Genomic DNA, 26793 nt, shown 5'->3' with positions numbered 1-26793 from the left:
CCTCACGCGAACACCTTCGCGCAGCCCGGCAGCCCTCGGCGGGGCCCTGCGGCTCCCGCGATAGCGTGCGCCCATGACCGCAATGAACGCGACCCACGCCCCGGACACGCCCGCCCCGGTCCTGGCGGGCGTCTACGAGACCGCCGCGGCGGACCCCGCCGTGCGTGTCCAGGACGACCTCTTCCGTCACGTCAACGGCGGCTGGCTGCGCGACGCGGAGATCCCCGCCGACCGCGCCGCCACGGGGGTCTTCACCGTCCTGCGCGACGAGGCCGAGGCCGCGTGCCGCGAGGTCATTGAGGAGGCGGCACAGGACCTCACCGCGGCGGTGGTCGCGACCGTGCGCGCCGGCGGGGAGGAGCCGGTGGCGGGCACGGTCCGGGAGAAGATCGGCTCCCTGTACGCCTCCTTCATGGACGAGGAGGACATTGAGGTGCTGGGCGCCGCGCCCCTGGAGGCGGACCTGGTGCCGGTCATGTCGGCCACCAGCAAGGAGGAGCTGGCCGCGGTGCTGGGGTGGGGACCAGCTGGCTTCACGGGGGCGGTGGATGCCGAGGTGTCCAACGACCTCAACGACCCTGACCACTACACCACGTGGATGGGCCAGTCCGGCATCGGACTGCCTGACGAGTCCTACTACCGTGAGGAGGACCAGGCCGACGTCCGTGCCGCCTACGTGACGCACGTGTCCCGGATGCTGGACCTCGTCGGCCTGGCCGCCCACCTGGCCGCAGGCGGGGCAGACGGGGCAGCCAGAGCAGACGGGGCAGCCAGAGCAGACAGGGTGGGCGGGGCAGCCAGGGCGGACGGGACAGACGGGACGACGCCGTCGGGCACGGCGGACCATGACCCGATGTCCCTGGCCCGCAAGGTCATGGCGGTGGAGACCGCCCTGGCCAAGGGGCACTGGGACCGGGTGCGCACCCGTGACATCGAGGCCATGAACAACCCCATGACCTGGGAGGAGCTGACCGCCTCCGCCCCGGGCTTCCCCTGGGAGCCCTGGCGCCGGGGGGTGCGGGAGCGGGCCGCGGCAGTCGGGGTGGAGCAGACCACCTTCCTGGACGAGGTCATTGTCACCCAGCCCGACTACCTCCCCCACCTGGCCGGTGTCTGGGACACCACGGACCTGGAGGACCTGCGCGCCTGGGCGGTCTGGCACGTGGTGCACAACCGGGCCACGCTGCTCTCCGACGCCTTCGTGAAGGAGAACTTCGACTTCTACGGGCGTACCCTCCAGGGCACCGACGAGCTGCGCCCCCGGTGGAAGCGGGGCGTGAGCCTGGTCGAGGGCTGCCTGGGGGAGGCGGTCGGCGAACTCTACGTGGAGCGCCACTTCCCCCCGGAGCACAAGGAGGCCATGGAGCTCCTGGTCGCCGACCTCATTGAGGCCTACCGCCAGTCGATCTCGGCCCTGGACTGGATGAGCCAGGCCACCCGGGAGCAGGCGCTGGCCAAGCTCGCCCAGTTCAACCCGAAGATCGGCTACCCGAGCCGCTGGAGGGACTACTCCGCGGTCGAGGTCACCCCCGGTGACGTGCTGGCCTCGGTGCGCTCCGTGGAGGACGTGGAGCTGGCCCGCTCACTGCGCAAGCTGGAGGGGCCGGTGGACCGCGAGGAGTGGCACATGACGCCGCAGACGGTCAACGCCTACTACAACCCCACCATGAACGAGATCGTCTTCCCCGCGGCCATCCTCCAGCCGCCCTTCTTCGACCCCCAGGCCGACGCCGCCGTCAACTACGGTGCGATCGGCGCGGTCATCGGTCACGAGATCGGTCACGGCTTCGACGACCAGGGCTCCACCTTCGACGGCACCGGCAAGGTGACCAACTGGTGGACCCAGGAGGACCACGACGCGTTCACGGCGCGCACCAGGGAGCTGATCGCCCAGTACGACGCCTACACCCCGACGGTCCTGGCCCACAGGTACGCGGCCAAGGGGGAGCAGGCCCCCCACGTCAACGGCGCCCTGACCATCGGGGAGAACATCGGGGACCTGGGAGGGCTCGGCATCGCGCTAAAGGCCTACGGCCTGGCCCTGGCCCGGGAGGGCCTCACCTCCTTCGACCAGGCCCCCGTCATCGACGGCCTGACCGGCCTGGAACGCTTCTTCTACTCCTGGGCCCGGGCCTGGCGCTCCAAGCAGCGCCCCGACTACGCCGAGCTGCTGCTCACCATCGACCCCCACTCTCCCGCGGAGTTCCGCTGCAACGGGATCGTACGCAACACGGACGCCTTCTACGAGACCTTCGGCGTGGGCCCCGACGACGCCCTGTGGCTGGACCCCGACAAGCGGGTCACCATCTGGTAGGGCCCCGGCGACGCGCCCCCGGGATACTCGGAGGCATACCCGGAGGCAGAGGAACCCCTTCAGTGGAGGATAGGGCCCCGGCGGCGCGGCCCGCCGCTGGCCCCGGCCCGGCCGGAGCCGGTTGAGGCCCTGGGCACCGCCCCGGCGCGGGGCGTAGACCGCCGCGGTACCCTCAGCAGGGGTAGCCGTAGCAGCGCCCCCGGCCCCGAGCACTGCCGTAACGGCGCCACGGGGCGGGGAGTGCCGCCCCGTGGTCTCCCGCCGTGCTGGCGGCGACCGGCCCTGCCCTCACAGCTCGGCACGACGCAGCGCCACCACCGTCCCGGCCACCAGGAGCACCAGGGCCGCACCCCCTGTCCACACCGGGCCCCAGACCAGGGCGTCCCAGGAGGATGCCAGCGAGGAGGCCATGGGGACCAGTCCCAGGGGGCTCCAGCGGGCCAGGGGCCCCCACAGGGCCAGGAGCTGGCCCAGCAGCGAGAACACCACCCCCACGGCGGCAGGCAGCACGGCGGCACGCGAGCAGGCCGACACCAAGAGGGTCAGGCCCAGGGCGACCAGCGCCCCCAGGCACCACAGGCCCGCCGCCGCCGCGCCCCGGGCCAGGTCCGCCCCGGTGACCCCCTCAAAGAGGGCCGTCGCCACCGCCGCGCAGGCCAGGGCGCTCACCACCGCCGCGGCCAGGGCGCTCAGCCCCACCGCCGTGGTCTTGGCCAGGACGTAGACGTCCCGACCCCGCGGGCCCTGCCCGGCCAGCTCGGCCGGGGCCACGCCGTTGCCCCGCTCCCCCGCGATCGCCGAGGCCGCCACGACGACCAGGACCACCAGCAGCAGGGAGGAGGCGTTCTTGACCCACTGGGCCCAGGCGTCGGCCACCACCGGGACGGGCAGGGCGCCCGCAGCCGCCTGGCCCAGGGTGCTGGCCAGCAGGTCGGGGACGAGCCAGGCCACCACCGGGGAGCCGACCCCGGTCACCAGGGCCGCCCCGAGCAGCACCGGACCGCGCCAGGTCCGCCTCACCCCGGCCAGCTCAAGACGCAGGAGCTCGGCAAAGGCACGGAGGAAACCGTGGCGGCGCCCCCCAGGACGCTCCCCAGGACGCTCCCCAGGACGCTCACTCATGACCGACCCTCCCTCCGACCGCCGCGTCATCGACCTCACCGGGACCTGCCGAGCGCGCCTGGGCCCCCGTCCCGGAGGACCGGGCGTCATCGACCTCACCGGGACCCGCCTGCCCGACGGCCCGCAGGAAGACCTCCTCCAGGCCGTGGCGTGTGGAGCCCAGGCAGACCAGCCCGCACCCGGCCGCCTCCAGGAGGCCCGGGAGCCGACGGTGCGCGGTCTGGGGGTCCCGGGTGCGCAGGCGCAGGCGGGCGCCCTCGGACTCCACCTCCTGCGCCCAGGGCTGGTGCGCCAGGAGCCCGGCCAGGGGCGCAGCGTCGTCCACGGTCTCGACCTCCACACTGGTGGCCCGCGCCCCCTCCACCAGGTCCGCCGTCGCCCCGGTCAGGAGCAGGCGCCCGTGGTCGATGACGGCGACCTCGTCACAGACCCGCTCGGCGTCGTCGAGCAGGTGGGTGGACAGCAGGACGGTGGTGCGCCCGTGCAGGGTGGCAATGAGGTCGAGGACCTCCCTGCGTCCCACCGGGTCCAGGGCGGAGGTCGGCTCGTCCATAATGAGCAGGCGCGGGGCGCTCACCAGGGCGCGGGCCAGGCCCAGGCGCTGGCGCATGCCCCGGGAGTAGGCGCCCACCGGCTGGTCCACCCCCGTCAGTCCCGCCAGGTCCAGCAGGGTGGCGGTGCGACGTCGTAGCGCCACCCCCTCCAGGCCCGCCACGCGCCCGGCGTGGGCCAGGACCTCACCGGCCCTCATCCAGGGACGGAAGCCGGGGACGTCGGGAAGGTAGCCGACCACCCCGGGGGCCAGGGCCCCGTTGGCGTCGTGCCCCAGGATCTCCACGCTCCCACCACTGGGGCGGGCCAGCCCCAGGGCCATGCGGATGGTCGTGGTCTTGCCCGCGCCGTTGCGCCCCAGGAAGCCGAAGACGCTGCCCTGGGGAACCCGCAGGTCCAGGTGGTCCACGACCGTACGCTCCTTGTAACGCTTGGTCAGGCCCCGGGTGACCAGGGCGGCCAGGGTGCTCACCGCTCGCTCCCGTAGAGGGCGGCGACGGCGTCGTCGGCGCGTACGGCCCCCGCCCTACGGGGGTCAGTCGCGGGTGCGGGGCGGCGCCCGGCGGCCAGGAAGGCCAGGGGACCGACCAGGGACAGCAGCACAATGAGGGCCAGCCAGACCCAGCGGTTGGCGCTCAGGCGCTCAGTGGGCGTGCGCCACCAGCGCCACAGGGCCGTGGCCGCCAGCCCCACCTCCACGACGACGGCGACGACGAGCACGGCGAGCACGGGGCCGCTGGGCTGGGACAGGCCCGCGGCCTCAGGCAGCAGGACATCAGGCAGCAGGACAGGTGACATGGTGGTTTCCTCTCATGAGCGGGTGGACTGGGCGGGCGGGCGCTGGGCGTGCACGGCACGGTGCACGGCGGCACGCAGGGTCAGGACGGCGGCTCCGCCTGCCAGGGCACCGGCGGCGGCCACCACCCCCGCCTGCGTGAGGCGGGCGGAGCGGGCCCCGGGGCGGCGCTGGAGCGCCCCGGCGACCCCGACGCCGGTCAGGAGCACGGAGGTGACCGCGTGCCCCAGACGCTGGGGCAGGGACGCGCCACCCAGGACGTCGACCGCACCCAGGGCGGCGGCCGCGAGCGCGGGCGGCAGAAGGGCGACGGCTGGCCCCCTGCCATCTGCCGGGGCCCGGCCAGCACGTCCCTGCCGCGGGCCGCGGGGCGCCCAGTGCGTGCCCGTCGCGGCGACGCCCAGGGCCAGGAGGGCGGGGACCAGGCTCAGGGCCGTCATCTGGGCGGGGGCCAGGTCCAGGTCGTCGTCGAGGTCGTCGGGGTGGGCCAGGCCGGCGCGCACGGCCAGGGCCCCGAGGTTGACGTCCCAGCCGATCCCGTAGGCGCGGGGCACCAGGAGGGGGTCGGCCGGTGAGAAGCTCCGGGCGGCACGGTGGACCAGTCCCCGCGGGCTGAGGGCGGTGGGCACGCCGAGCACGCGGCGTACCGGGGGGCGCTCCCCCGGGCGGTCGGCCTGGTCGTCGGCCGCCCTGCTGCCCCTGAGGGCGGCGGCGTAGTCGGCGGCAGGTCCGTAGGCGGCCAGGGCCGTCTGGTACCCCTGGCTGTCCGCGGTCTCACGCAGGGAGGCGTCGAGCTCGGCCAGGTCCTCGGCGAGGGCGGGCGCGGCCGCGCCGAGGTGGGCGCGGACCTGGGCGACGTAGTCGCTCAGCGGGTCCGGTGCCGCCGGGCGGCCTGGTGCCGTGGCGGGCGCCTGGGCCGTCTCCCCTGCCTGCGTGCGGGGCGCCGGCCCCGTGGCGTCCGGGCTCGTGGTACCGCGGGGGTCGTGGCGGTCGCGCGGGGTGGTGCTCATGACTGCGTGTCCTTTCCGGCGGGGTCCCGCAGGACGGCCGCCATGTCCGAGGTCAGGGCCTGCCAGGTGGAGCGCTGGGCGCTCAGGCGCCGGACGCCGTCGGGCGTGAGGCGGTAGTAGCGGCGGGGCGGGCCGGTGGGCGACTCCTGCCAGGTGGTCTCGACGGTCCCCTGCTGACGCAGGCGGGACAGGAGCGGGTAGACGGTGCCCTGGGGCGCGGCGAGGGTGGGGCGGGCCGCGAGCTGCTCGACGAGGGCGCCCCCGTAGGCGCCGGTGGGCTCGGAACGGGCGATGAGTGCCAGGACGGCGAGCTCGAGCGCGCCCTTGCGGAGCTGTGACTCCTGAGGACGTGCCATGTCCGACCTCCTTCCTTGTGACACCAACTAGTATGCACTACATGGTACCTGGCGTCAACAGAGACGTGGTCCGTGCGCCCGCACCAGTGAGACAATCACCCCAGCCCGGCCACACCGGGAGGTAGAACCTGCGGGTAGACCCTGGCCCACCCGGGTCCGCCCGCTGACCAATCGCATAATCCTTGCCCACAACCATCTGCAGACAGGAGCCCCCCATGCCAGGGCAGAACCTGACCCGCGTCGAGGCGGCAGAGCGTGCCGCCCTCGTGCGCACCGGGTCCTACGACGTTACCTTGGACCTCACCAGTGGTGAGGACACCTTCCGCTCCATCACGACCGCCCGCTTCTCCGCCACGCCGGGAGCCTCCACCTTCATTGACCTCATTGCCCCGGCCGTCCACGAGATCACCCTCAACGGCCGCCGCCTGGACCCCGCCCAGGTCTACGCCGACTCGCGCATCGCGCTGACGGGCCTGGAGCAGGACAACGAGCTCACCGTCGTGGCCGACTGCGCCTACATGCACACCGGCGAGGGCCTCCACCGCTTCACCGACCCCGCTGACGGCGCCACCTACCTCTACACCCAGTTCGAGGTCCCCGACTCCCGCCGTGTCTACGCCGTCTTCGAGCAGCCCGACCTCAAGGCCTCCTTCACCTTCACGGTCACCACCCCCCAGGAGTGGACCGTCCTGTCCAACTCCCCCACGCCCGAGCCCACCCCGGCCGCCGAGGGGGCCCACACCTTCGCCTTCGCCCCCACCGAGCGGCTCAGCTCCTACGTCACCGCCGTCGTGGCCGGCCCCTACACGGGCGTCACCAGCGAGTACCGGGCCGACGACGGCCGCGTGGTGCCCCTGGGCGTCTACTGCCGCGCCTCCCTGGCCGAGTACCTGGACGCCGAGGAGATCCTGGAGATGACCCGCAAGGGCCTGGCCTACTACGAGGAGCTCTTCGGCACCCCCTACGCCTTCGCCAAGTACGACCAGATCTTCGTGCCGGAGTTCAACGCGGGCGCCATGGAGAACGCCGGGTGCGTGACCCACCGCGACGACTACGTCTTCCGCTCCCGGCCCGTCCAGGCGCGTGTGGAGAGGCGGGCCGTGACCGTCCTGCACGAGCTGGCCCACATGTGGTTCGGCGACCTGGTGACCATGAGGTGGTGGAACGACCTGTGGCTCAATGAGTCCTTCGCCGAGTACACCTCCACCCTCGCCGTGGCCGAGACCACCCGCTTCACCGACGCCTGGACCACCTTCCAGACCATTGAGAAGGCCTGGGCCTACAACCAGGACCAGCTCTCCTCCACCCACCCGGTGGCCGCCGAGATCAACGACCTGCACGACGTGGAGGTCAACTTCGACGGCATCACCTACGCCAAGGGGGCCGCCGTGCTGGCCGCCCTGGTGGGCTACGTGGGCCGGGACAACTTCTTCGCCGGGATCAAGCGCTACCTGGCCGCCCACGCCTACGCCAACGCCACCCTGACCGACCTGCTGGCCGAGCTGGAGGCCACCAGCGGGCGCGACCTGGGCGCCTGGACCAGGCTGTGGCTGCAGGAGGCCGGGGTGACCACCCTGCGTCCCGAGGTGGTCACCGACGACCAGGGGGTCATCACCTCCTTCGCCGTCCTCCAGGAGATCCCCGCCGGCTCCCCCGCCACGCTGCGCCCCCACCGCCTGGCCATCGGCTCCTACAGCCTCCGGGAGGCCGACGGCGCCACCTCCCTGGTGCGCACCGGGCGCGTGGAGCTGGACGTGGACGGGGAGCGCACGCCGGTGCCCGAGCTCGTGGGCACCCGGCGGGCCGACGTCATCGTGCTCAACGAGGACGACCTCACCTACGCCAAGGTCCGCCTGGACGAGGCCTCCCTGGCCACCGGCCTGGAGCGGGTGGACGCCTTCACCGAGTCCCTGCCCCGCTCCATCGTCCTGGCCGCCGCCTGGGACATGGTGCGCGACGCCGAGGCCTCGGCCCAGGACTACCTGGACGCCGCCCTGTCGGCCCTGCGGGTGGAGGAGCACTCCTCGGTGGTCCAGGGGCTCCTGGCCCGGGTCTCGACCTGCCTGGGGCTCTACCTGCCCGCCCAGGTGCGTCCCACCGCCCGCGCCGAGGCCGCCCGCAAGGTCCTGCACCTGGCCCGCACGGCCGCCGCCGGCAGCGACAAGCAGCTCCAGCTGGTGCGGGCCGCGGCCGCCCACGCCTCCACCACCGAGCAGGTCGACGCCGTCGAGGCCCTCCTGACCGGCGGGGAGACCCTGGTGGGCCTGACCATTGACCAGGACCTGCGCTGGGAGCTCCTGACCGGCCTGGTGGCCTCGGGACGCTACGGCGAGGAGCAGATCGCCGCCGAGGAGGCGCGCGACGTGACCACCACCGGCCGTGAGCGCGCCGCCCAGGCTCGGGCCACCGTCCCGACCGAGCAGGCCAAGGAGGCCACCTGGACGGCCCTGGTGGAGGACGCGGACATGCCCAACGAGACCCAGGCCAAGGTCCTGCGCGGCCTGGCCACCGTGGAGGGCGACCCGGCCCTCCTGGTGCCCTTCCTGGGACGCTACCCGCAGATCGTGGACGGCATCTGGTCCTCCCGGACCTTCCACATGGCGGAGAACCTGCTGTCGGGGCTGTGGCCGCTGGCGGCGGTGGGCCAGGAGGGCGCGGAGGCGGAGGCGGCCACGGGCCTGCTGGAGGACTGGCTGGCCTCCCACGCCGGCGCCCCCGCGGCCCTGCGTCGCATTGTGACGGAGAACCTGGACGACACCCGCCGGGTGGCCGCCGCCCAGGCGGCCTCCGTGCCGCGCACCATCCTCTGAGGTATCCCCGCCCCGTTCCCGGGGGCGGACGTGCGCGGGGCCGGATCAGCGGATCCGGCCCCGCGCACGTGCTCAAGGCCCTTGGCGGGCAGGCCCCGAGGCTCTTGGGCCCGACGGTGGACGCAGGCCCCTACGGGCACGGCGAGGTCAGGCCCTGCGAGCAGCCTCGGCGTTCTTGCCGGTGCGCTCAGCGGCCTGGGCCTGGGCGGTGGTGAAGGCGTCCACGTCGTCCTCCTCACGCCCGGGGGTCCTGAAGTCGAACCTGACAATGAGGAACCGGAAGAGGAAGTAGTAGATGACGGCGTAGACCAGGCCGATAACCGCCAGCAGGACGGGGCCGTTGAGGACGCCGCCGGAGAGCTCGGCGGACTTGCCGAAGTTGAGCGCGTAGTCGATCGCGCCGGCCGAGAAGGAGAAGCCGTCCTTGATGCCCAGCTCGTTGACCACCGCCAGCGAGGTGCCGGTGAGCACCGCGTGGACGGCGTAGAGCGGGAAGGCCACGTAGGCGAAGGCGTACTCCAGGGGCTCGGTGACGCCGGTGAGGAAGGCGGTCAGGGCCACGGAGACCATGAGGGCCACGGAGACCATGAGGGCCCCGGTGGCCTTGCGCTTGGAGGACCTGGCGGTGTGCCAGATGGCCAGGGCCGCGGCCGGCAGGGCGAACATCATAATGGGGAAGAAGCCGGTCATAAAGCCGCCGGTCCAGGCGTTGGTGCCGTCCACGCCGTTGAAGAAGCAGGTCAGGTCGCCGTGCATGGTCTCGCCCTTGGCGTTGGTGCAGTTGCCGAGCTGGAACCACGGCACGGAGTTGAGCAGGTGGTGCAGGCCGAGGGGGATGAGCAGGCGGTTAATGGTACCGAAGACGAGGACGGCCAGGGCGCCGGCGGCGCCGCCCTCGGTACCCGCGCGCATGAGCCAGCCGCCGAGCTGCTCGTTAATGAGCCAGTTAAAGGCCGGGTAGACGGCGCCCAGCACCAGGGCCACGACAATGGCGGCCATTGAGGTGACGATCGGGACGAAGCGGCGCCCGCCGAAGAAGGCCAGCCAGTCAGGCAGCTTGATACGGTAGTACCTCTGCCACAGCAGGGCGGCCACGACACCGATAATGATACCGGCCAGCACCCCGTAGTTAATGACCGGGTCCTCGCCCTCCTTGGGGGCGGCACCCCAGTAGGGGGCCAGGGCGCCGAGCACGCCCTTGAGCACCAGGTAGCCGAACAGGCCCGCCACACCGGTGGATCCGTCCGACTTCCTGGCGAAGCCGATGGCCACGCCCACGGCGAAGATGAGGGGCAGGTTGTCGAAGACCGCGCCACCGGCGGCGGCCAGGACCTTGGCCACGGGCTCCAGCCAGGGCAGCGGGGAGGACAGACCGTCCTTGCCGAGCATGTCGTCCTGCCCCAGGCGCAGGAGGAGGCCTGCGGCGGGCAGGGTCGCGATCGGCAGCATCAACGAGCGACCGAGCCGCTGGGCGACCGCGAAGACGCCGCCCTTTTTCCTTGTTGTCACGTTGTTCTCCGTTCGGGACGGCGCGGCACCTGCGCCACGCCAGTGGGAACCGCCCTCGGGGACGGCGGGTCCGGACCGCTCGGCGTCGAACATGTCTGGACCACTGCTTCCAGCAAAGCCGATCTCGCTGTACATGTCAAGCGGCCGTGCACCCTAACGACTAGATAACGACAAGATTAGTCATTAATAACGTGGGATATCTCACTTTTTTGCTTTCCTCTGCGTCCTCCGGTAGACCACCTGGTCCACTATCGGGCCCCGGAGGGCGGGCTGGCGGAGCCCGGCTCCGGGGCACGGGGCCGCCGGCACCGGGGCCCGGGAAGCCAGGGGCCGCCTATCTGGGCTGGTCAGAGCCGGTCAGGACCGGTCCCGCGGAGGGACGGCGGCGATCGCGTCAGCCGTACCGCCCCGGCTGCTCGCAGTCGGGCACAGTGGTACGGACCAGGCTGGCTCCGTGCCCACGCCCCCGGTCCTCTCCGGTACGGTGGTACGGACCAGACGCCGCCTGGTCGGCCCGGCCCCACCCGTCCCGACACCCTCCCCGCCCGCCGGGAGGACAATGGTGATGATGCCCAGACGCCCCACCTCCAAGTACCTACGAGTCCGCGAGTACCTCCTCGGCCTGATCGCCCAGGGCCTGGAGCCCGGCGCCCCGCTGCCCTCCGAGCGCGAGCTGTGCGAGACCTTCTCCGTCTCCCGCATGACGGTGCGCCAGGCCATTGACACCCTCATTGTCGACGGCGTCCTGGAGCGCCACCAGGGCAGGGGCACCTTCGTGGCGCCCCCCAAGCTGGACCTCCAGCCCCGCCTGACCTCCTTCAGCGAGGAGATGCGCCGCCGCGGCATGACGCCCGGCGTCGTCGTCCTGACCATGGAGACGGCCCCCGCCCCGCCGGTGGTCGCCCAGGCCCTGGAGGCCGAGCCCGCCGCCCCCACCCACCACCTGCGCCGCCTGCTGACGGCGGACTCCATCCCCATGGCCATCGAGGAGAACTGGATCCCGGCCCACCTGCTGCCCGCGCTCCTGGAGCCCGGCCCGCCCGCCTCGGTGTACTCCAGCCTGACGGCGGCGGGGTTCGACCCCCAGTGGGGCGAGGACGTCATCGCGGGCCACGTGGTCACCCGCGAGGAGGCCACCCTGTTGGGCGTGACCGTCGGGGCGCCCGCCCTGGACATCACCCGGCGCACCTTCCACGAGCACCACGTCGTGGACTACTCCCGCTCCCTGTACCGTGCCGACCGGTACACCCTGTGGGTCCCGGTGTCGGCCCCCCAGCCCACAGGTCGCACCACCCGCCCCAGAACCGCACCAGACACCAGGAGCGCCTCATGATCAACCTCGATCGACTGGTCGCCGCGCTGGGAGGCGCGGAGAACATCGACACCATCGAACCGTGCATCACCCGGCTGCGCACGGAGGTCCACGACCCCGGTGCCGTGGACCGCGCCGCCCTGCGGGGCACCGGCGCCCACGGGGTCACCGCCGCGGGGCACGTGGTCCAGGTCGTCGTGGGCCCCAACGCGGACACCATCGCCTCGGACCTGGCGGACCTCATCTGGGGCGAGGAGACCCCGGCGCCCTGAGGGGGAAGCCCCCGGCGCCCTGCGGGGCACCGACGCCCTGAGGCCCCGGCAGGTGCGCACGCACCGTGACCACGCTAGGATGTGGACTGGTATGGACCACTGTCGGGCGAGGACGCCCGGCTCCCGGTCCCAGCCGGCACTGACGCAACCCAGACGCTAAGGAGACTTCCATGTCCCAGGCACAGAGCATCGTCGACGCCCTCGGCGGGTTCGACAACATTATCGAGATCGAGCCCTGTATCACCCGGCTCCGCTGCGAGCTGGAGGACGTCTCCCTCGTGGACGACCAGGCACTCAAGGCCGCCGGCGCCCACGGCGTCGTGCGCGTGGGCGACGCCGTCCAGGTCGTCGTCGGCCCCAACGCGGACACGATCGCGGAGGACATCGAGGACCTCCGATGAGCCTGGTCGTCCGCGCGCCCCTGCCCGGCCGGGTGCTGGCCGTCGAGGACGTCCCGGACCCGGTCTTCTCCGCCAAGATCGTCGGGCCCGGCCTGGCCCTGGACCCGAGGACGGGCGGGCCCGGCCAGGTCACGGCCGTGTCCCCCATCGACGGCACGGTCGCCAAGGTCCACCCGCACGCCTTCGTGGTCACCAGCCCCCGGGGGCGCGGCGTCCTGGTCCACCTGGGCCTGGACACGGTGTCCCTGGCCGGGGAGGGCTTCACCGTCCACACCGCGGAGGGCGCCACGGTGTCCGTCGGCGACCCCATGGTCACCTGGGACCCGGACGCGGTCCAGGCCAGGGGCCTGGACCCGGTGGTCCCCGTCATCCTCCTGGAGGCCGAGGAGACCACGCTGGGGCTCACCGCACCCGGCACGCAGGTCGCCGCCGGGGACGCCCTGGTGACCTGGGACTGACCTTAGGGAGTCGGGGCGGGGATCCCCGGGTGGGGATCCCCGCCCCGACTCCCTGTTGAGGACCGGGCCCGGTAGCCGGCGCCGTGGCCCCTACACCGGGGGCACCGGCAGGTCCCGGCCCCACCGGGGCCCGCGCCCCAGCTCCTGGCGCACCGCGGACAGCAGGCTGGACAGGCGTGCGTTACCGGGCAGGTCCTCCACCAGGACCACCTCGCCGCTGCCGTCCGCCAGGGGCATCCTCCAGTTGGGGTACTCCTGGTCCGTGCCCGGCAGGTTCTGGGCACGCCTCTCCCCGACGCCGTCGACCAGGGCGATCCCCACCAGGACCGAGGGTGTGCGCAGGACGTAGCGGTAGAGGGCCTCGACGACCTGCCGCTCGCTGGGCCGCTCCCCCAGCAGGCCGTGCTCGCGCAGGCGGGCCATCATCCGGTCGCGCTCGATACGCGAGTCGGTACGGACCTCGTCAATGTCCTGGGTCAGCAGGCCCAGGCGCTCACGCAGGGTGACGTGCTCGTCGGCCAGGTAGCCCGCCGTCGGGGGCAGGTCGTGGGTGTTGACCGTGGACAGGGCCAGGCGGCGGTAGGCCTCCGGCTGGGTGGGCCAGCCGTCGCCCTGCTTCTCGAACCACAGCACCGAGGTGCCCAGGATGCCCCGGCTGGTCAGGTAGTCCCGGGCCCAGGGCTCGACCGTGCCCAGGTCCTCGCCGATAATGACGGCCCCCGCCCGGTAGGCCTCCAGCAGGAGGACCCCCACCATGGCCTCGTGGTCGTAGCGGACGTAGGCGCCCTGGCCGGCACCCATGCCGTCGGGGATCCACCACAGGCGGAACAGGCCCATAATGTGGTCCACCCGCAGGGCGCCTGCGTGGCGCAGGACGGTGCGCACCATGTCCCGCAGGGGGGCGTAGGCGCTGCGGGCCAGGTAGGTGGGGCTCCACGGCGGCTGGGACCAGTTCTGCCCCTTCTGGCTGTACATGTCCGGGGGCGCGCCCACGGTCACCCCCGGGGCGAACGCCTGGGGGTCGGCCCACACGTCCGCCCCGCGGGGGTGGGTGCCCACGGCGAGGTCGTCCATGACGCCCAGGGCCATCCCCGAGGCCACGGCCTGGCGCTGGGCCCGCCCCAGCTGCTCGTCCACCACCCACTGGAGCCAGGCGTAGAAGTCGATCCGCTCGCTTAAGGTGCGGGCCTCCATGGCCACGTAGGCGCTGCTGGCGTCCCGCAGCGTGGCGGGCCACTGGCGCATGTCCCCGTACTTCTCGCTCAGCGCGCACCACAGGGCGAAGCGCTCCAGGCCGGGCCCCTGCTCGGCGCGGAAGCGATCAAAGTCGCGTTGCCGGGACCGGGAACGTCCTGTGGCAAATATCACCTCCAGGGCCTCGCGCTTGGCCTTCCAGCTGGCGTCGCGGTCAATGGGGTCGGCGCCGTGGTTGGCGGCGCGCGCCTCCTCCGCCCCCCAGCTCACCAGCGAGCGCTGCGGGCCGGGGAGCTCGGCGACCTCGAGGATCTGCTCGGGACGGATGTAGAGGGGGTTGACGAAGCGGCGCGTCACCGGCAGGTAGGGCGAGGGCGTCATGTGCCCGGTGGGCTCGGCCGCGTGGAGGGGGTTGATGAGGAGGAAGTCGGCCCCCTCGTCCCCCAGGAAGCTGAGCAGCTCGGTGAGGTCGGCGGCGTCCCCCACCCCCCAGGACCCCCGCGAGCGCACCGAGTACAGCTGGGCCATGACACCCCACCCCCGCTCCCCCAGGCTGAGGGGGAGATCCAGGTGGTCCGGGGTGACGACCAGGGGGCAGGAGCCCGTGTGGGGGCCGAGCCCCCGGCCGGTGTCGACCTCGGCGACAATGCGGTGCCACCCCAGGGGCAGGTCCTTGGGCAGGACGAAGGAGGCCTGGCTGGTCAGGACACCGTCCACCTCCCGGGCGGGGGCGGGGGTCCAGTCCTCGGCCTGGGCCAGGCGCCTGACCCCGCCGTCCTCCAGGTCCACCTTGGCCCGTACCACGGCGCCGTCGGGCACGTGGACCACCAGGACGTGGGAGGCGCCCCCGCGTACCACGACGCTGGGGGGCAGCACACGCCGCCAGGGGGCCAGCTCGACCTCCTTCAGGGAGGTGGCGATCTCCTCCTGCGTGGAGGCCCGCACCCCCATGGCGGCCAGCACGGCCTCCAGGGTCTCCTGGGAGGGGGCGGCGTAGTGCCCCTGGTAGTCCCAGTACTCGGTGGAGACGCCGTGGGCCTCGGCCAGGCGACGCAGGGCCTCGTTGGCCTCGTGCCGCACGGGGCCGGCGTCGGGCACGACGGTCTGCGTCATGTCCATGGTCACAGGGCGGCGATCTCAGCCGCGAGGGCGTCGGCAGTCGGGCCGACGACGACCTGGACGACACGCTCGGAGCGCACCACGCCGAAGGCGCCCGTGGCGCGCAGCGCCTCCTCGTCCACCTTCTCCTGGTCCTTGACCTCCACCCGCAGGCGGGTGATGCAGGGCTCCAGGTCCGTGATGTTGTCAGCCCCACCCAGACCTGTGACGATATCCGCTGCGGTACTCATGGCGTTCCTCTCCGAGCTCTTCAGACCAGTGTGCGAGATCACTCTATCACAGAGGGTTACGTCCCTACACCTCAGGGCGCCGCCGGGAGCGTGTTCGCGGCCCGCGATTCGTCACAGTGTGGCGCAGGTTGCACATTTTCGGCTCCGACCATGCACAATGGGTCCTAACCCACACCCGCCGCGGCCACAGGAGCATCGCATGGCATTGTCAGACGCAACCCCCACCTCCTTGACCGGGATCGGCGTGAGCCCGGGCCTCGTCGCGGGCCCCGTCGCACGCATGGCACCCGGAATCATCGAGCCCGAGATCGCCACCCTGGAACCCAGCAAGAACCTGGAGGAGGAGTGCGACCGCGTCGCCGCGGCCGCCCAGAGGGTCAAGAAGAACCTGGAGCTCTCAGCGGCCCAGGCCAAGGGAGAGGGGCGGACCCTCCTGGAGACGACGGCGCAGATGGCCGCCGACCCCACCCTGACCTCCTCCGCCCAGGCCATGATCCGCGAGCGCCGCCTGGTGCCCGAGCGCGCCGTCTGGGAGGCCGCCGGCACCCTGGCCGCCATGCTGAAGTCCCTGGGGGGCTACATGGCCGAGCGCACCCGCGACGTAGCGGACGTGCGCGACCGCATTGTGGCGGTCCTCACCGACGCCCCCATGCCCGGTATCCCGGTGCTCCCTGAGCCCTTCGTCCTGGTGGCCGAGGACCTGGCCCCGGCCGACACCGCCCTGCTGGACCCGGAGAAGGTTGTCGCCTTTATCACCTCCGAGGGCGGCCCCACCTCCCACACCGCCATCCTGGCCCGCGCCCTGGGCATGCCCGCGATCGTGGGCACCGGCTCGGAGGTGACCGACCAGCTCCACGACGGCGACATCGTCCTGGTGGACGGCACCAAGGGCCAGATCACGGTCAGCCCCAGCGAGGAGGCCCTGCGCCGGGCCAAGGAGCTGGCCAGCCGCGTGCGGGTCTTCCGCGGTGACGGCGCCACCAAGGACGGCCGCGAGGTCCAGCTGCTCGCCAACGTGGGCGACGCCGCCGGGGCCCGCTCCGCCGCCGCGGCCGGGGCCATGGGCGTGGGCCTGTTCCGCACCGAGTTCTGCTTCCTGGACCAGCCCGAGGAGCCCACCATCGAGGCCCAGGTCGAGGCCTACAAGGGCGTCCTGGAGGCCTTCCCGGGCAAGAAGGTGGTGGTCCGCACCCTGGACGCCGGCGCGGACAAGCCCCTGCCCTTCCTCACCGACGCCACCGAGGCCAACCCCGCCCTGGGCGTGCGCGCCTACCGCACCACCCGCCGCGACCCCGAGGTCCTGGAGCACCAGCTCCAGGCCCTGGCCAAGGCGGAGGCCGTCACCGACGCCAAGGTGTGGGTCATGGCCCCCATGATCTCCACCAAGGACGAGGCCAAGGCCTTCACCGACCAGGCCCGCGCCCACGGGCTCAAGATCGCCGGCATGATGATCGAGGTCCCCTCGGCCGCCCTCATGGCGGACAAGCTCTTCGAGCACGCGGACTTCGCCTCCATCGGCACCAACGACCTGACCCAGTACGTCATGGCCGCCGACCGCCTGCTGTCCTCCCTGGCGGACCTGTCCACCGGGTGGCAGCCGGCCGTCCTGCGCCTGATCAAGACCGCCTGTGACGGCGCCGCCGTGCACGGGCGCCCGGTGGGCGTCTGCGGTGAGGCGGCGGCCGACCCGGCCCTCGCCGTCGTCCTGGTGGGTCTGGGCGTGGCCAGCCTGTCCATGACCGCCCGCGCCCTGCCCGACGTGGACGCCGTCCTGAAGTCCGTGACCTTCGAGGACTGCCAGCGCCTGGCGGGGCTGGCCACGAGCGCCGGCACCGCCGAGGAGGCGCGCAACACCGTCCGCGCCGAGCTGCCGATCCTGGAGGAGCTCGCCCTGTGACCACGTCCTACCCCGTCCCCTTCGCCAGCGAGGAGCCCCTGGGCTCGGTGACCCGGGTGCTCGCCCTGGCGGAGGGCGACGGGGTAGACGTCTTCGTGGGGCGGAGCCTGCCCCAGCTCTCCGGGCATGTCTACGGCGGGCAGGTCATGGCCCAGGGGCTCCTGGCGGCGGCGGCGACCCTCCCGCGTGAGGCGGGGGCCGGCGGCCCCGCCTCGGCCCCCGGGGCGGGGCCGCACCCCGCCGATGACCTGGCGGTCGCGACTCCGGCCCCCGGGGCGGGGCCGCACCAGGGCGCCCCGAGCGGGCCGGGCGCCCGGCCGGAGGCGGCCCGGGCCGGGGCCCCGCTGCCGGTGCGCGAGCCGCACTCGCTGCACGCCTACTTCCTGCGCGGCGGCAGGCTCAAGGAGCCGATCGAGTTCCACGTGGAACGGCTCCACGACGGACGCTCCTTCTCCCAGCGCCGTACCACCGCCGTCCAGGACGGTGAGGTCCTGCTGGCCATGATCTCCTCCTACCAGCTTCCCCAGGAGGGCGAGGACGTCCAGATCCCGCCCCCGGTGGTGCCCCCGCCCGAGGACCTGCCCAGCGCCATTGAGATCTTCCGCTCCGTCAACCACCCGGCGGCCAGGTTCCTGGGGCGCACCGCGGCCTTTGACGTACGCCACGTGCAGGGCGGTATCTACCTGCGTCCGGACGCGGTACGGCGGGACCGCCAGCAGCTGTGGCTGCGCGCCCGCGGGAAGGTACCCGACAGTGCCACGCAGACGGTCCACCGGGCGCTGCTGACCTACGTCTGCGACCAGGTCATGCTGGAGCCGGCCCTGCGCAGCAGGGGGCTGTCCTGGCGCACCCGGGGCATGAGCCTGGCGACCCTGGACCACGCCCAGTGGTTCCACCGGGACGTGGACGCCAACGACTGGCTGCTGGTGGTCCAGGACTCCCCCACCTCCCAGGGGGGCCGGGCCATGGGCCGCGCCCGGGTCTACGACCGCGCCGGGCGCCTGCTGTCCACCATCGGCCAGGAGGGCATGGTCCGGGTGCCCGGCGCCGGGCAGGACGTCGGGGGCCGCTGGCAGGTCAGGGTCGACGCCCAGGACCCCCAGGACGCCCAGGCAGGGTGACGCGCCCAACGGAACTGCTTGCGGTTAGGTCTCGTCTACTGGTCACATTGGCGTTACGATGTAACCGTCCTGAAATCACGGTAGGTCCCCTGGGACCCTGCCCCGAGAGGCCTGTGCGCCCGGTAGACCCCGGTCCGCACCCTCCGCCAGGGGGGAGGGACCGCCACCCACGATTTGCCTGGAGAGTCCCCTTATGTCCTGCCCAACCTTGACGCGAGCCCTGTCCGTGCTCGCGCTCGCCGCGGCCGTGGTCGTCCCGACCTCGGCGCTGACGCCGGCGGCGAGCGCCGCCGACCCCGAACCCGCGGACTCCACTTCCTGCACCCCCACCACCGAGGTCCCCACCTCCGTCACCGTCCTCAAGGACGACAAGGACGTGTCCGAGGAGAACAAGGTCACCGCCTGGAACCGGGTCAAGCTGCAGTACACCTACAACCTGTCCAGCGGCCACTGCGCGGGCCAGGAGTACAAGATCAAGGCGCCTGAGAGCCTCCACTTCGACCTGGGGACCACCTGGAACCTCAGGGAGAAGCCGGAAGGCACCGCCGCGCAGGACCGCTCGGCCAACGAGGACAGGCCGATCGTGGCCACTATGACCTACGACAAGAGCGACGGCGGATACCTGTCCGTCAAGCTGTCCGACTACGTCAAGGGCAAGGAGAAGGTCGAGATCACGGGCTGGGTGGAGGCCACCATTGACGCCTCCATTACGCCCAACTCCACCGAGACCCTGAAGTTCAACACCAACGACAAGGAGATTGACGCCACGGTCCCGGTCGGCGAGTGCGGGCCCGACTGCGAGGGCCTGCCCACGGCCATGGGCAAGTTCGGCTGGGCCCTCGCCCCCGGGGAGGACGGCACCCGTCCGGGTAGCGTCGTCGTCCAGACCCCCGGCCTGACCCCCGAGATGGCCGCTGGCGAGACCTCCAAGACCTTTGAGTGGACGGACAAGACCACCAACTCCGACCAGGCCTTTGACTGCGACAAGGCCAGCAAGGAGGGGCTCCTGTCCTGGTCCTACGAGGGCCGGACCAAGTGGGGCGACCCCAAGTACGACACCGCCAAGGCGGCCACCGCCACGGTCACCAGCTGCAGCGAGACCGAGGTCTCCGGGACCGTGACCGTCCCCGCGGGCCAGTTCGCCCGCGTCTACGTCCCCATGAAGTTCTCCGGCCCCGGCAGCTGGACGGACTCGGCCACGCTGACCCTGGGTGACAAGACCTTCCACGCCGAGGCGACCGTGAGCACCCGCAACGGTGGCGGTCAGGGCTTCGGTGTCCTGCCCGCCCAGGTCGAGAACCCTCCCGCCGTGGCTCCCGCCCTGCCCCCCGAGCAGGTCCAGCCCCCGGCTGAGAAGAACGCCGCGGCCCCCCCCGCCGCCCCGGCTCCTGAGCAGCCTGCCGCCGAGCAGCCCGCCGCACCGGCCCCGGCCGCTGAGCAGCCTGCCGCCGAACAGCCTGCGGCCCCCGCCGCCGAGCAGCCCGCCGCACCGGCCACCAAGCCTGCTTCTGGCCTGGCCAAGACCGGTGCCACCCTGGTGCCCGCGGTCATTGCGGTCGTGGCGCTGCTGGGTGGGGGCGCGTTCCTCATCGCCCGCCGGGTCCGCGGCAACCGCTGACCACCGGCTCCCAACGTGGGTGGGGCGGGGACCGTGAGGTCCCCGCCCCACCCTTGTGCGTACTTTCGCCTGCGCGCGGGCTCCGGGGCCGGGAGAGCGTAGCGGGCTACGCTGCGGAGCTGAGTGGGGGCCGCGCGGGCTCCGGGGCCGGGGGCGCGACACGGTAAACGGAGACGCCCCTGGCTGGTGGGGCCGTGGTGGGAGACTGCCACCATGAGCGCACCCGTGGACGTCCTGCTGGTCGAGGACGAGGTGGACCTCGCCGCCGTCACCCGCGACTACCTGGAGGCCTTCGGCCTGCACGTGCTCAGCTGCCCTGACGCGGAGTCCGCCCTGCGCCACCTGAGCCCCCAGGCGCCCGGCGTCGCCCTGCTCGACGTCAACCTGCCCGGTATGAGCGGGTTCGAGCTGTGCCGGCACCTGCGGGACAGGCAGGTACCGGTTATCTTCGTCTCGGCCCGCGGCACCGACGTGGACCAGGTACACGGCCTGTCCCTGGGGGCCGACGACTTCGTCACCAAGCCCTTCTCCCTGGCCGTCCTCCTGGCCAAGGTCCGCCGGGCCCTGGAACGTGGCGGCGCCACCGGCCCCACCGGCCGGGGAGCCCCCGGCCGGGTGAGGGCGGACTTTGACGACGGGCGCCTGCGGGTGGAGCTGTCCACCGGCCGCACCTACCTGGCGGGGCACGAGCTGCACCTGACCACGCTGGAGGACCGGATCCTGGCCCACCTGGTGTCCAGGCGCGGCACGGTGTGCACCAAGGAGGAGATTATCCGCTCGGTGTGGGGTGACGAGTTCACTACCCCGGGCACCCTGACGGTGCACGTACGCCGTCTGAGGGCCCGGATTGAGAAGACACCCGAGTCCCCCACCTACATCCACACGGTGTGGGGGCGCGGCTACCTGTTCGAGGCCCGCTAGTGCGCCGCCTGTCCGTCCCCGTGGCCCTGCTGGTGGCCGTCCTGGTCACGGGGACGTGCACCCTGGCCCTGCTCGGCACCCGCCAGGCCCCCGGTGCGGACACCGCCAGGATCAACGACGTCGTCCAGCGCCTGGCAGCCGCCTGGCCCCACCCTGAGGCAGCTGGACTGGACGGCATGGCCGACGCACTAAGGGTGGTGGACGCCGCAGGAGCCCCGGTGCCCCTCGGCCCCGGGGCCGCGCCGGTGGGGTACAGCGGGCTCGGGGTCATGCAGTGGACGGGCGAGCACCGTCCGCTGACCAGTCCCGTGGTCGTGGACGGGCGTACCGTGGCCTGGGTCTGGCTCGACGACGGGTACACCACCGCCGTGGCCGCCCACCAGCGTGCCCTGGCCCGGGCGGGCACGGCCACCCTGGTCCTGACCCTGGTCCTGGTCCTGGCCCTGGTGGGCTGGCTGGGCGTCCGGGTACTCCTCCCCTTTAAGCGTCTGGAGCGCTTTGCCGCGCGGGTGGCGGGAGGGGACCTGTCCGCCCCGCTGGAGATGGACCGGGCCAACGCCTTCGGGGCCTGGACGCAGAGCTTTGACCTGCTGCGCACCGAGCTGGCCGCCTCACGCCAGCGCGAGGCGGACGCGCAGGCCTCCAAGGAGGCCCTCATCGCCCAGATCGGCCACGACCTGCGCACGCCCGTGGCCACGATCTGCGCCACCGCCGAGCTCCTCCAGCTCACCGAGGACTCCCCTGCCCGTGAGCGCCTGGAGGTGGTCCGCTCCAAGGGCCACCAGGTGGACGCCCTGATCAGTGACCTGTTCCGGGCCCACTCCAGCCAGGTGGACGCCCTGAGCGTGAGCCCTGCGGACCTGAGCAGCCGCGAGGTGGTCGCCCTGGTGCGCCAGGCCGACCACCGTCAGCTCGTGGAGGCCACCGACCTGCCCCAGGTGCTGGTACGTGCCGACCGCCTGCGCCTGGCGCAGGTCATTGACAATGTCGTGCAGAACTCCTACAAGTACGCGGGCACGCCCATCCGCCTGACCGGCGGCCTCGAGACGGACTGCCTGCGCCTGGTCCTGACCGACGCCGGCCCCGGCGTCGCCCCCGACGAGACCAGCCTGATCTTTGCCCGGGGGCAGCGTGGCCGGGGTGCCGTGGGCGTCCCCGGCCAGGGGCTCGGCCTGTTCACCTGCGCCCAGCTCATGGAGCGCATGGGCGGGCACATTGAGGCGAGCCTGCCTGGTACAGGTGGCCTGGCGATAACGCTCTACCTGCCGCTGGCCTGACCCGGTGGCTACCAGGGGGCCAGCCGGCGTCCTACAGCGGCGCACTCCGGTCCTGCCCGCCGCCAGCGCACCAGGGGCCTGGTCCCCTGGACCCGCTCGGGCTGCTGACGGCGCTGGCACCAGTCGCCGATCGCAGGCAAAACGTAGGGCTTTCGTAAGGACTTACCCGTGCTGCCTCCCATAGCGTCGACCCCGTTACGAGAGGAGCACCTGTGCCACCGACACCACCAGAGGACCCTGACAGCGCCGTTATCACCACCGACAAGCTCTCCAAGAGCTTCTCGGTGGGCGGGGCCCAGCAGCACGTGCTGCGCAACCTGGACCTGGAGATCACCGCGGGCTCCTTCACCGTGGTCATGGGCCCCTCGGGCGCGGGCAAGTCCACGCTCCTGTACGCCCTGTCTGGGCTGGACCGTCCTACCCTGGGCACGGTGAGGCTGGACGGCACGGATTTGACCGCCCTGGGCGAGGACGCCCTGGCCCGCTTCCGCCGCGGCCACTGCGGCTTCGTGTTCCAGCAGGCGCACCTGCTGGACTCCCTGACCGTCCTGGAGAACCTCCTGGTCGTGGGCCTGCTGGTCAGCCGGGACCGCGGGGCCCTGGCTGACAGGGCCCGCTCGCTGCTGGAGCGCGTCAACCTGCCTGAGAGAGACTGGACCAAGGTACCCACCATGCTCTCGGGCGGGGAGGCGCAGCGCGTGGCCATCGCCCGGGCCCTGATGAACCGGCCCGCCGTGGTCTTCGCCGACGAGCCCACCGGCCAGCTGGGCTCCGAGCAGTCCGCCGCCGTCCTGGACCTGCTCAGCGACGTGCACGCAGATGGTCAGACCATTGTCATGGTCACCCACGACGTACGCTCCGCCGCCCGCGCCGAGCGCGTCCTCTACCTGCGTGACGGCCACGTCTCCCACGAGTGCTCCCTGTCCGGCAGGACCGAGCGTACCCAGGCCCTCACCTCCTTCCTGACCGAGATGGGGTGGTGAGGGTGCTGAGGTCTCTGACGGCACGCCCCTGGCCGCTGCTGGTCCGCCGCACCCTCCGCAAGCACCCGGGCCTGGTGGGGGCCATGACGGTCCTGTCCCTCGTCTCCGGGCTGCTCATGAACGTCGGGCTGGTCATGATGACCCAGCACAGCGCGTACCTGGAGCACAAGGCGGATGAGTGGAACTCCCCCGACGACGCCACCCTCATACCGCAGGGTGAGCAGGCCGACGCCGTCACAGCCGCCCTGCGCTCAGAGCCGCGTGTGCGCGAGGTAGAAACCAGCTCCATGGTGGGCGTGCTGGGCTCGATCCCCTACGCCGGCTCGACCCTGCCGTCCAGGTTCCTCTTCTACGACATTGACTCCACCCCGCAGATGGGGCGGTGGGACGTCGTCTCCCAGCTCACCGACCCCGTGGAGGACCCCGTCTGGGTGCCCGCCACGTTCCAGGCCTCCGGCGGCTATAAGCTCGGTGACGCGCTGGTGCTCACCTCCCCCGCGGGTGAGCGCACCTTCCACATCCAGGGGTTCACGGAGTCCACCTACGGGGGGATGCCTGCGATCGGCCTGCTGTGGCTGGGGGTACCCGGTAGCAGCTACCGGCAGCTGGAGTCCCAGGCGCGTGAGCACGTGGCCGGCCTGCAAGCCGCCGCTGACGGTGAGGCCGCTGGCGCACGACAGCTGAACCGGGCACCCGGCTGGGTGCCGTTCACACTCATCAAGGTACGGACCGACGCCGCCGGGGACGACACGGTCGTCAGCGACGTCCTCACGCACCTGGACGTGACCGCAACCTGGGACATGACCCGGACGACCGTGTCCATGGCCAACCAGATATCAGTGAGCCTGACGTCCGTGGTCATCCTGCTCTTCTCCTCCATGATCACGGTCATGGCGCTGCTCATACTGACCTCTATGCTACGCAGCGCCGTCCGCGAGGACCTGGCGACGGTGGGCGCGCTACGGGCCACGGGGTTCACCACGGGCGGGGTGATGCGCCCCATGGTGCTCTGCCTGACGCTGGTCGCCGCTGCGGGCGGGGTGGTCGGAGCCGCCCTGGGCTACGCCGTCCTGCCCTACCTGTCCTCGCTCCTGCGCGCCCAGGCCGGGATCACCTGGAGAGCACGGTTCGACCTCGGACTGCTCCTGGTGTGCACGGCCGTGCTGGGCCTCCTGGTCTGGGTGGGCGGGGCCCTGGCCGCACGGCGCGCCAGCCGCATGAGCGTGGTGGAGGCGCTGCGCGGCGGCCAGGCCGACCACTCCTTCGCCCGCGCCCGTCTGCCCCTGGAGCGCGTGCACGGGCCACTGGTCGTACTGCTCGGCCTCAAGAAGGTGCTGGCAGCACCGGGGCGCGCGCTACTCATCCTGGTGGTGACCGGTGCCTGCACCACGGCCTCGGTCTTCTCCGCCTCGGGTCTGGGGACGCTCGCGGACCGGGACAACGCCCTGTCACTGCTCCTGGGCGGCGTCTTCCCGGACGTCACCGTCACGACGCAGTCGCCGGGCGACCTGGACCAGGTCATGGCCCAAATCCGGCAGACCGACGGCGTAGCCAGCGCGCTGCCCTACTCCCAGCACTCCGAGAGGGTCAACGGCACGGGTATCCTCCTCATTGCCGTGGACCGGGTGGAGGATCTTCCTGTCAACCCCGTCTACGAGGGACGGCCCGCCCGTCACGCCAACGAGGTCGTCCTGGGCCCAGGCCTGCAGCGCCCTGGGGTCCGGGTCGGCGGCACCTGGACCATGACCCACAGCGGCACCAAGAAGGAGTTCCTGGTCACAGGCCTGGCCAGCGGTGTGGTCAACGGTGGGAGCTTTGCGATCCTGACCCGTCAGGCCTACCAGGAGCTCGTGCCCGACGCGCAGCTGAACGACGTCGGCGTCTTCACGGCCCCGGGCACCAGCTCCGAGGCGGTGACCAGGACGCTGCAGGATGAGCTGGGCCCCACCGTCCAGGTGCTCAACATACGCGACGCCATGGCGGTTCAGTTGGAGAGCTACACGTCCGTGGTCCCGCTTCTGTCGCGCACCCTCATGGTGTTCACCGGCCTCGTGGTGGTCCTGGTGGTGGCGCTCATGACCACCTCCCTGGTGGCCCGGTCCCGCCGCACCTCAGGTCTGCTCAAGGCCCTGGGCATGACCTCGCGGCAGGCGGCGGCCCAGGTGCGCTGGACCATACTCCCGCCCCTGGTCCTGGGTACCGTGCTGGGCTGCGTCGCGGGCGGGGTGCTGGTCATGCCACTGCTGGAGGTCATGCTCAGCGGGGTCGGGATCAGGAAGATCACGGTAGGGATCCCGTTGTGGCCCACCCTGGCTGTAGGGGCCGTGGTGCTGCTCACCGCCGTGGCGGCGACCGTGGCCGCCACCCGCCCCGTCAGGAAGGTCACCGCCTACTGCCTGCTCACGGAGTAGCGACGGCTCGCCCCTTACCTCCCGTCAGGGTGGCGCCCCGATCCTCTGGGGGCACCACCCTGACGGGTGGTGAGAGGCCGACTACCGGCAGCCGGACGAGCAGTGTGCCCGTCAGGCGCCCGCCGTGCGACAGGCGCCTGCGCCCTGGCCCCTGCCGGGGCAAGGACCGTCAGGGCGTCACCGGGGAGTCGTCAGCATCACGCGGGAACACCACGTCGAGGAACTTCTGCTCATTGAAGTCCGCGTACTCCAGGCTCCCCCCGATACGTTCCAGGGCGCGACCAAGATAGATCAGGCGCGTATCGCTCTGGAGGAGCCGGGACGGCCTGTCAACCGTGTGGCCCTCATCGACATAGAAGAACACGTTCAGCTCGATCTGCTCATTGTCGACAGGCGCCTCGACGACGATCTGGGATCCACGAGGCGCGACCCTCGCCGCGGAGTACACCATGTCCCGGAGCGCCATTATGAACATGGCCGCTGGGAGCTCCCCGATGAGTTTCGTCAGCTCAGTCAGGTTAGGCAAGTCGCCCTCAAGGTCCAGGCCCGCGTAAGCCGCCTCCGAACGGCACAGCGCCCCCACGGCCCGCCTGACCGTCATCCTCCTGGCGCCGAGCAGCGTCCTGTCGTTGACCGTCGCGACGTGCCCCATGTACCACCTGGCCTCCAGGATCAGGTCAACAGACCTGTCAGCCAGGTCATTAAGGTCGTCCGACGCGCTCATGACCCGCATCCACCCTGCCAGCTGCCCCAGGAGCTCCCCGGCACGGTCGCAGATCCTCTTGCTGTTCCGCACCTGGATCATGGCCTCAAGGTGGTACCTTCCCCGGTCGGTCCTGGCGGCGGCGAGGCGTAGCTGCTGCCTGCGCGTCCAGGGCCTGGTAGGACGTACGCCCTGGTCCTGCTGCGTCCGGGGCCTCATGAGCGGCCCCTCGGCGTACGCGCCACGCAACGGCTGGGCCCAGGCCGGGTCAGCGCCCCGGAGGGCGGGCCGCCTGGTGGAGGTGCGGCTGCTTGATCTGCTGGTCGAGCTGCCACGCCAGCGGGCGGGCCGCCTGGCGGGGGTGAGGCAGGTCCACGGTAGGTGAGACGGGCGGGCATGGGGACTCC

The 26793-nt window shown here is 72.2% G+C and carries 22 protein-coding genes; 13 read left to right on the top strand and 9 right to left on the bottom strand.

Annotation, left to right across the window (positions count from 1 at the left end):
- Positions 1-73 precede the first annotated feature (73 nt).
- Positions 74-2314 (top strand): M13-type metalloendopeptidase, encoded by a 2241-nt coding sequence (locus tag JJJ15_RS10705; protein ID WP_200510725.1) that lies wholly within the window; start codon positions 74-76, stop codon positions 2312-2314.
- A 288-nt stretch (positions 2315-2602) separates the two neighbouring features.
- Here JJJ15_RS10705 and JJJ15_RS10700 read toward each other — a convergent pair whose 3' ends face one another.
- From JJJ15_RS10700 to JJJ15_RS10680, 5 genes are read right to left on the bottom strand one after another with little or no spacing between them, the layout of a single operon-like run.
- A complete protein-coding gene (locus JJJ15_RS10700) occupies positions 2603-3436 on the bottom strand; it encodes a hypothetical protein (RefSeq protein WP_200510724.1) in 834 nt (277 codons plus the stop codon).
- A complete protein-coding gene (locus tag JJJ15_RS10695; RefSeq protein WP_200510723.1) occupies positions 3429-4460 on the bottom strand; it encodes an ABC transporter ATP-binding protein in 1032 nt (343 codons plus the stop codon). The genes JJJ15_RS10700 and JJJ15_RS10695 overlap by 8 nt, the downstream gene beginning before the upstream one ends.
- The gene (locus JJJ15_RS10690; protein WP_106108636.1) at positions 4457-4786 is read right to left on the bottom strand and encodes a PLDc N-terminal domain-containing protein; all 330 of its coding nucleotides are present in this window, start codon (positions 4784-4786) and stop codon (positions 4457-4459) included. The genes JJJ15_RS10695 and JJJ15_RS10690 overlap by 4 nt, the downstream gene beginning before the upstream one ends.
- Before the next feature lie 12 nt (positions 4787-4798).
- Positions 4799-5794, bottom strand: coding sequence for a DUF5808 domain-containing protein (locus JJJ15_RS10685; protein WP_200510722.1), 996 nt, complete (start codon positions 5792-5794; stop codon positions 4799-4801).
- The gene (locus JJJ15_RS10680) at positions 5791-6150 is read right to left on the bottom strand and encodes a PadR family transcriptional regulator (protein WP_106108634.1); all 360 of its coding nucleotides are present in this window, start codon (positions 6148-6150) and stop codon (positions 5791-5793) included. The genes JJJ15_RS10685 and JJJ15_RS10680 overlap by 4 nt, the downstream gene beginning before the upstream one ends.
- 215 nt (positions 6151-6365) lie before the next feature.
- Here JJJ15_RS10680 and pepN point away from each other — a divergent pair, with 215 nt between their 5' ends.
- Positions 6366-8960, top strand: a complete 2595-nt coding sequence (gene pepN, locus JJJ15_RS10675; RefSeq protein ID WP_200510721.1) for an aminopeptidase N — start codon at positions 6366-6368, stop codon at positions 8958-8960.
- Between the two features lie 147 nt (positions 8961-9107).
- Here pepN and JJJ15_RS10670 read toward each other — a convergent pair whose 3' ends face one another.
- On the bottom strand, positions 9108-10469 hold the full coding sequence (locus JJJ15_RS10670) for a PTS transporter subunit EIIC (protein WP_200510720.1): 1362 nt from the start codon (positions 10467-10469) through the stop codon (positions 9108-9110).
- A 568-nt stretch (positions 10470-11037) separates the two neighbouring features.
- Here JJJ15_RS10670 and JJJ15_RS10665 point away from each other — a divergent pair.
- From JJJ15_RS10665 to JJJ15_RS10650, 4 genes are all read left to right on the top strand, one after another.
- Positions 11038-11802: a GntR family transcriptional regulator gene (locus JJJ15_RS10665; RefSeq protein ID WP_106110560.1), complete on the top strand. Its 765-nt coding sequence runs from the start codon at positions 11038-11040 to the stop codon at positions 11800-11802.
- Positions 11799-12053 carry a glucose PTS transporter subunit EIIB gene (locus JJJ15_RS10660; RefSeq protein ID WP_106108631.1) on the top strand — a complete coding sequence of 85 codons (255 nt, stop codon included), beginning with the start codon at positions 11799-11801 and terminating at the stop codon, positions 12051-12053. Before JJJ15_RS10665 ends, JJJ15_RS10660 begins: the two co-directional genes overlap by 4 nt.
- A 170-nt stretch (positions 12054-12223) precedes the next feature.
- Positions 12224-12454 carry a PTS glucose/sucrose transporter subunit IIB gene (locus JJJ15_RS10655; protein WP_106108630.1) on the top strand — a complete coding sequence of 77 codons (231 nt, stop codon included), beginning with the start codon at positions 12224-12226 and terminating at the stop codon, positions 12452-12454.
- Complete coding sequence (locus tag JJJ15_RS10650) at positions 12451-12912, top strand: glucose PTS transporter subunit IIA (RefSeq protein ID WP_106108629.1); 462 nt, start codon at positions 12451-12453, stop codon at positions 12910-12912. Before JJJ15_RS10655 ends, JJJ15_RS10650 begins: the two co-directional genes overlap by 4 nt.
- Positions 12913-13002: 90 nt before the next feature.
- Here JJJ15_RS10650 and malQ read toward each other — a convergent pair whose 3' ends face one another.
- Both malQ and JJJ15_RS10640 read right to left on the bottom strand, forming a co-directional pair.
- Positions 13003-15219, bottom strand: coding sequence for a 4-alpha-glucanotransferase (gene malQ / locus JJJ15_RS10645; protein WP_200510719.1), 2217 nt, complete (start codon positions 15217-15219; stop codon positions 13003-13005).
- An 8-nt stretch (positions 15220-15227) separates the two neighbouring features.
- Positions 15228-15479, bottom strand: a complete 252-nt coding sequence (locus tag JJJ15_RS10640; RefSeq protein WP_281433045.1) for a PTS glucose/sucrose transporter subunit IIB — start codon at positions 15477-15479, stop codon at positions 15228-15230.
- Positions 15480-15654: 175 nt separating this feature from the next.
- Here JJJ15_RS10640 and ptsP point away from each other — a divergent pair, with 175 nt between their 5' ends.
- The 7 genes from ptsP (at position 15655) to JJJ15_RS10605 (ending at position 25683) form a co-directional block, all read left to right on the top strand.
- On the top strand, positions 15655-17352 hold the full coding sequence (gene ptsP, locus JJJ15_RS10635; RefSeq protein WP_200510718.1) for a phosphoenolpyruvate--protein phosphotransferase: 1698 nt from the start codon (positions 15655-15657) through the stop codon (positions 17350-17352).
- The gene (locus tag JJJ15_RS10630) at positions 17349-18473 is read left to right on the top strand and encodes an acyl-CoA thioesterase domain-containing protein (RefSeq protein WP_200510717.1); all 1125 of its coding nucleotides are present in this window, start codon (positions 17349-17351) and stop codon (positions 18471-18473) included. The genes ptsP and JJJ15_RS10630 overlap by 4 nt, the downstream gene beginning before the upstream one ends.
- Before the next feature lie 193 nt (positions 18474-18666).
- On the top strand, positions 18667-20091 hold the full coding sequence (locus tag JJJ15_RS10625; RefSeq protein WP_200510716.1) for an Ig-like domain-containing protein: 1425 nt from the start codon (positions 18667-18669) through the stop codon (positions 20089-20091).
- Between the two features lie 213 nt (positions 20092-20304).
- A complete protein-coding gene (locus JJJ15_RS10620) occupies positions 20305-21012 on the top strand; it encodes a response regulator transcription factor (protein ID WP_200510715.1) in 708 nt (235 codons plus the stop codon).
- Entirely contained in the window at positions 21012-22289 is a 1278-nt protein-coding gene (locus JJJ15_RS10615; protein WP_200510714.1) for a HAMP domain-containing sensor histidine kinase, read from the top strand. The genes JJJ15_RS10620 and JJJ15_RS10615 overlap by 1 nt, the downstream gene beginning before the upstream one ends.
- 212 nt (positions 22290-22501) lie before the next feature.
- Positions 22502-23272 carry an ABC transporter ATP-binding protein gene (locus JJJ15_RS10610; protein ID WP_200510713.1) on the top strand — a complete coding sequence of 257 codons (771 nt, stop codon included), beginning with the start codon at positions 22502-22504 and terminating at the stop codon, positions 23270-23272.
- A gap of 2 nt (positions 23273-23274) precedes the next feature.
- Positions 23275-25683 carry an ABC transporter permease gene (locus tag JJJ15_RS10605; RefSeq protein WP_246742039.1) on the top strand — a complete coding sequence of 803 codons (2409 nt, stop codon included), beginning with the start codon at positions 23275-23277 and terminating at the stop codon, positions 25681-25683.
- Between the two features lie 169 nt (positions 25684-25852).
- Here JJJ15_RS10605 and JJJ15_RS10600 read toward each other — a convergent pair whose 3' ends face one another.
- The gene (locus JJJ15_RS10600; protein WP_200510712.1) at positions 25853-26605 is read right to left on the bottom strand and encodes a hypothetical protein; all 753 of its coding nucleotides are present in this window, start codon (positions 26603-26605) and stop codon (positions 25853-25855) included.
- Positions 26606-26793 lie beyond the last annotated feature (188 nt).

It is taken from the genome of Actinomyces sp. HMT897, assembly GCF_016626125.1.
Taxonomy (GTDB): Bacteria; Actinomycetota; Actinomycetes; order Actinomycetales; family Actinomycetaceae; genus Actinomyces.
Note: the sequence above shows the minus strand (reverse complement) of the source record. Positions and strands in the feature narration are given on the sequence as shown.

Coding starts and splice junctions, on each gene's coding strand:
- JJJ15_RS10620 (WP_200510715.1), top strand. CDS start 20,305: ATGAGCGCACCCGTGGACGTCCTGCTGGTCGAGGACGAGGTGGACCTC.
- malQ (WP_200510719.1), bottom strand. CDS start 15,219: ATGACGCAGACCGTCGTGCCCGACGCCGGCCCCGTGCGGCACGAGGCC.
- JJJ15_RS10665 (WP_106110560.1), top strand. CDS start 11,038: ATGCCCAGACGCCCCACCTCCAAGTACCTACGAGTCCGCGAGTACCTC.
- JJJ15_RS10625 (WP_200510716.1), top strand. CDS start 18,667: ATGTCCTGCCCAACCTTGACGCGAGCCCTGTCCGTGCTCGCGCTCGCC.
- ptsP (WP_200510718.1), top strand. CDS start 15,655: ATGGCATTGTCAGACGCAACCCCCACCTCCTTGACCGGGATCGGCGTG.
- JJJ15_RS10700 (WP_200510724.1), bottom strand. CDS start 3,436: ATGAGTGAGCGTCCTGGGGAGCGTCCTGGGGAGCGTCCTGGGGGGCGC.
- JJJ15_RS10650 (WP_106108629.1), top strand. CDS start 12,451: ATGAGCCTGGTCGTCCGCGCGCCCCTGCCCGGCCGGGTGCTGGCCGTC.
- pepN (WP_200510721.1), top strand. CDS start 6,366: ATGCCAGGGCAGAACCTGACCCGCGTCGAGGCGGCAGAGCGTGCCGCC.
- JJJ15_RS10600 (WP_200510712.1), bottom strand. CDS start 26,605: ATGAGGCCCCGGACGCAGCAGGACCAGGGCGTACGTCCTACCAGGCCC.
- JJJ15_RS10680 (WP_106108634.1), bottom strand. CDS start 6,150: ATGGCACGTCCTCAGGAGTCACAGCTCCGCAAGGGCGCGCTCGAGCTC.
- JJJ15_RS10705 (WP_200510725.1), top strand. CDS start 74: ATGACCGCAATGAACGCGACCCACGCCCCGGACACGCCCGCCCCGGTC.
- JJJ15_RS10655 (WP_106108630.1), top strand. CDS start 12,224: ATGTCCCAGGCACAGAGCATCGTCGACGCCCTCGGCGGGTTCGACAAC.
- JJJ15_RS10690 (WP_106108636.1), bottom strand. CDS start 4,786: ATGTCACCTGTCCTGCTGCCTGATGTCCTGCTGCCTGAGGCCGCGGGC.
- JJJ15_RS10685 (WP_200510722.1), bottom strand. CDS start 5,794: ATGAGCACCACCCCGCGCGACCGCCACGACCCCCGCGGTACCACGAGC.
- JJJ15_RS10660 (WP_106108631.1), top strand. CDS start 11,799: ATGATCAACCTCGATCGACTGGTCGCCGCGCTGGGAGGCGCGGAGAAC.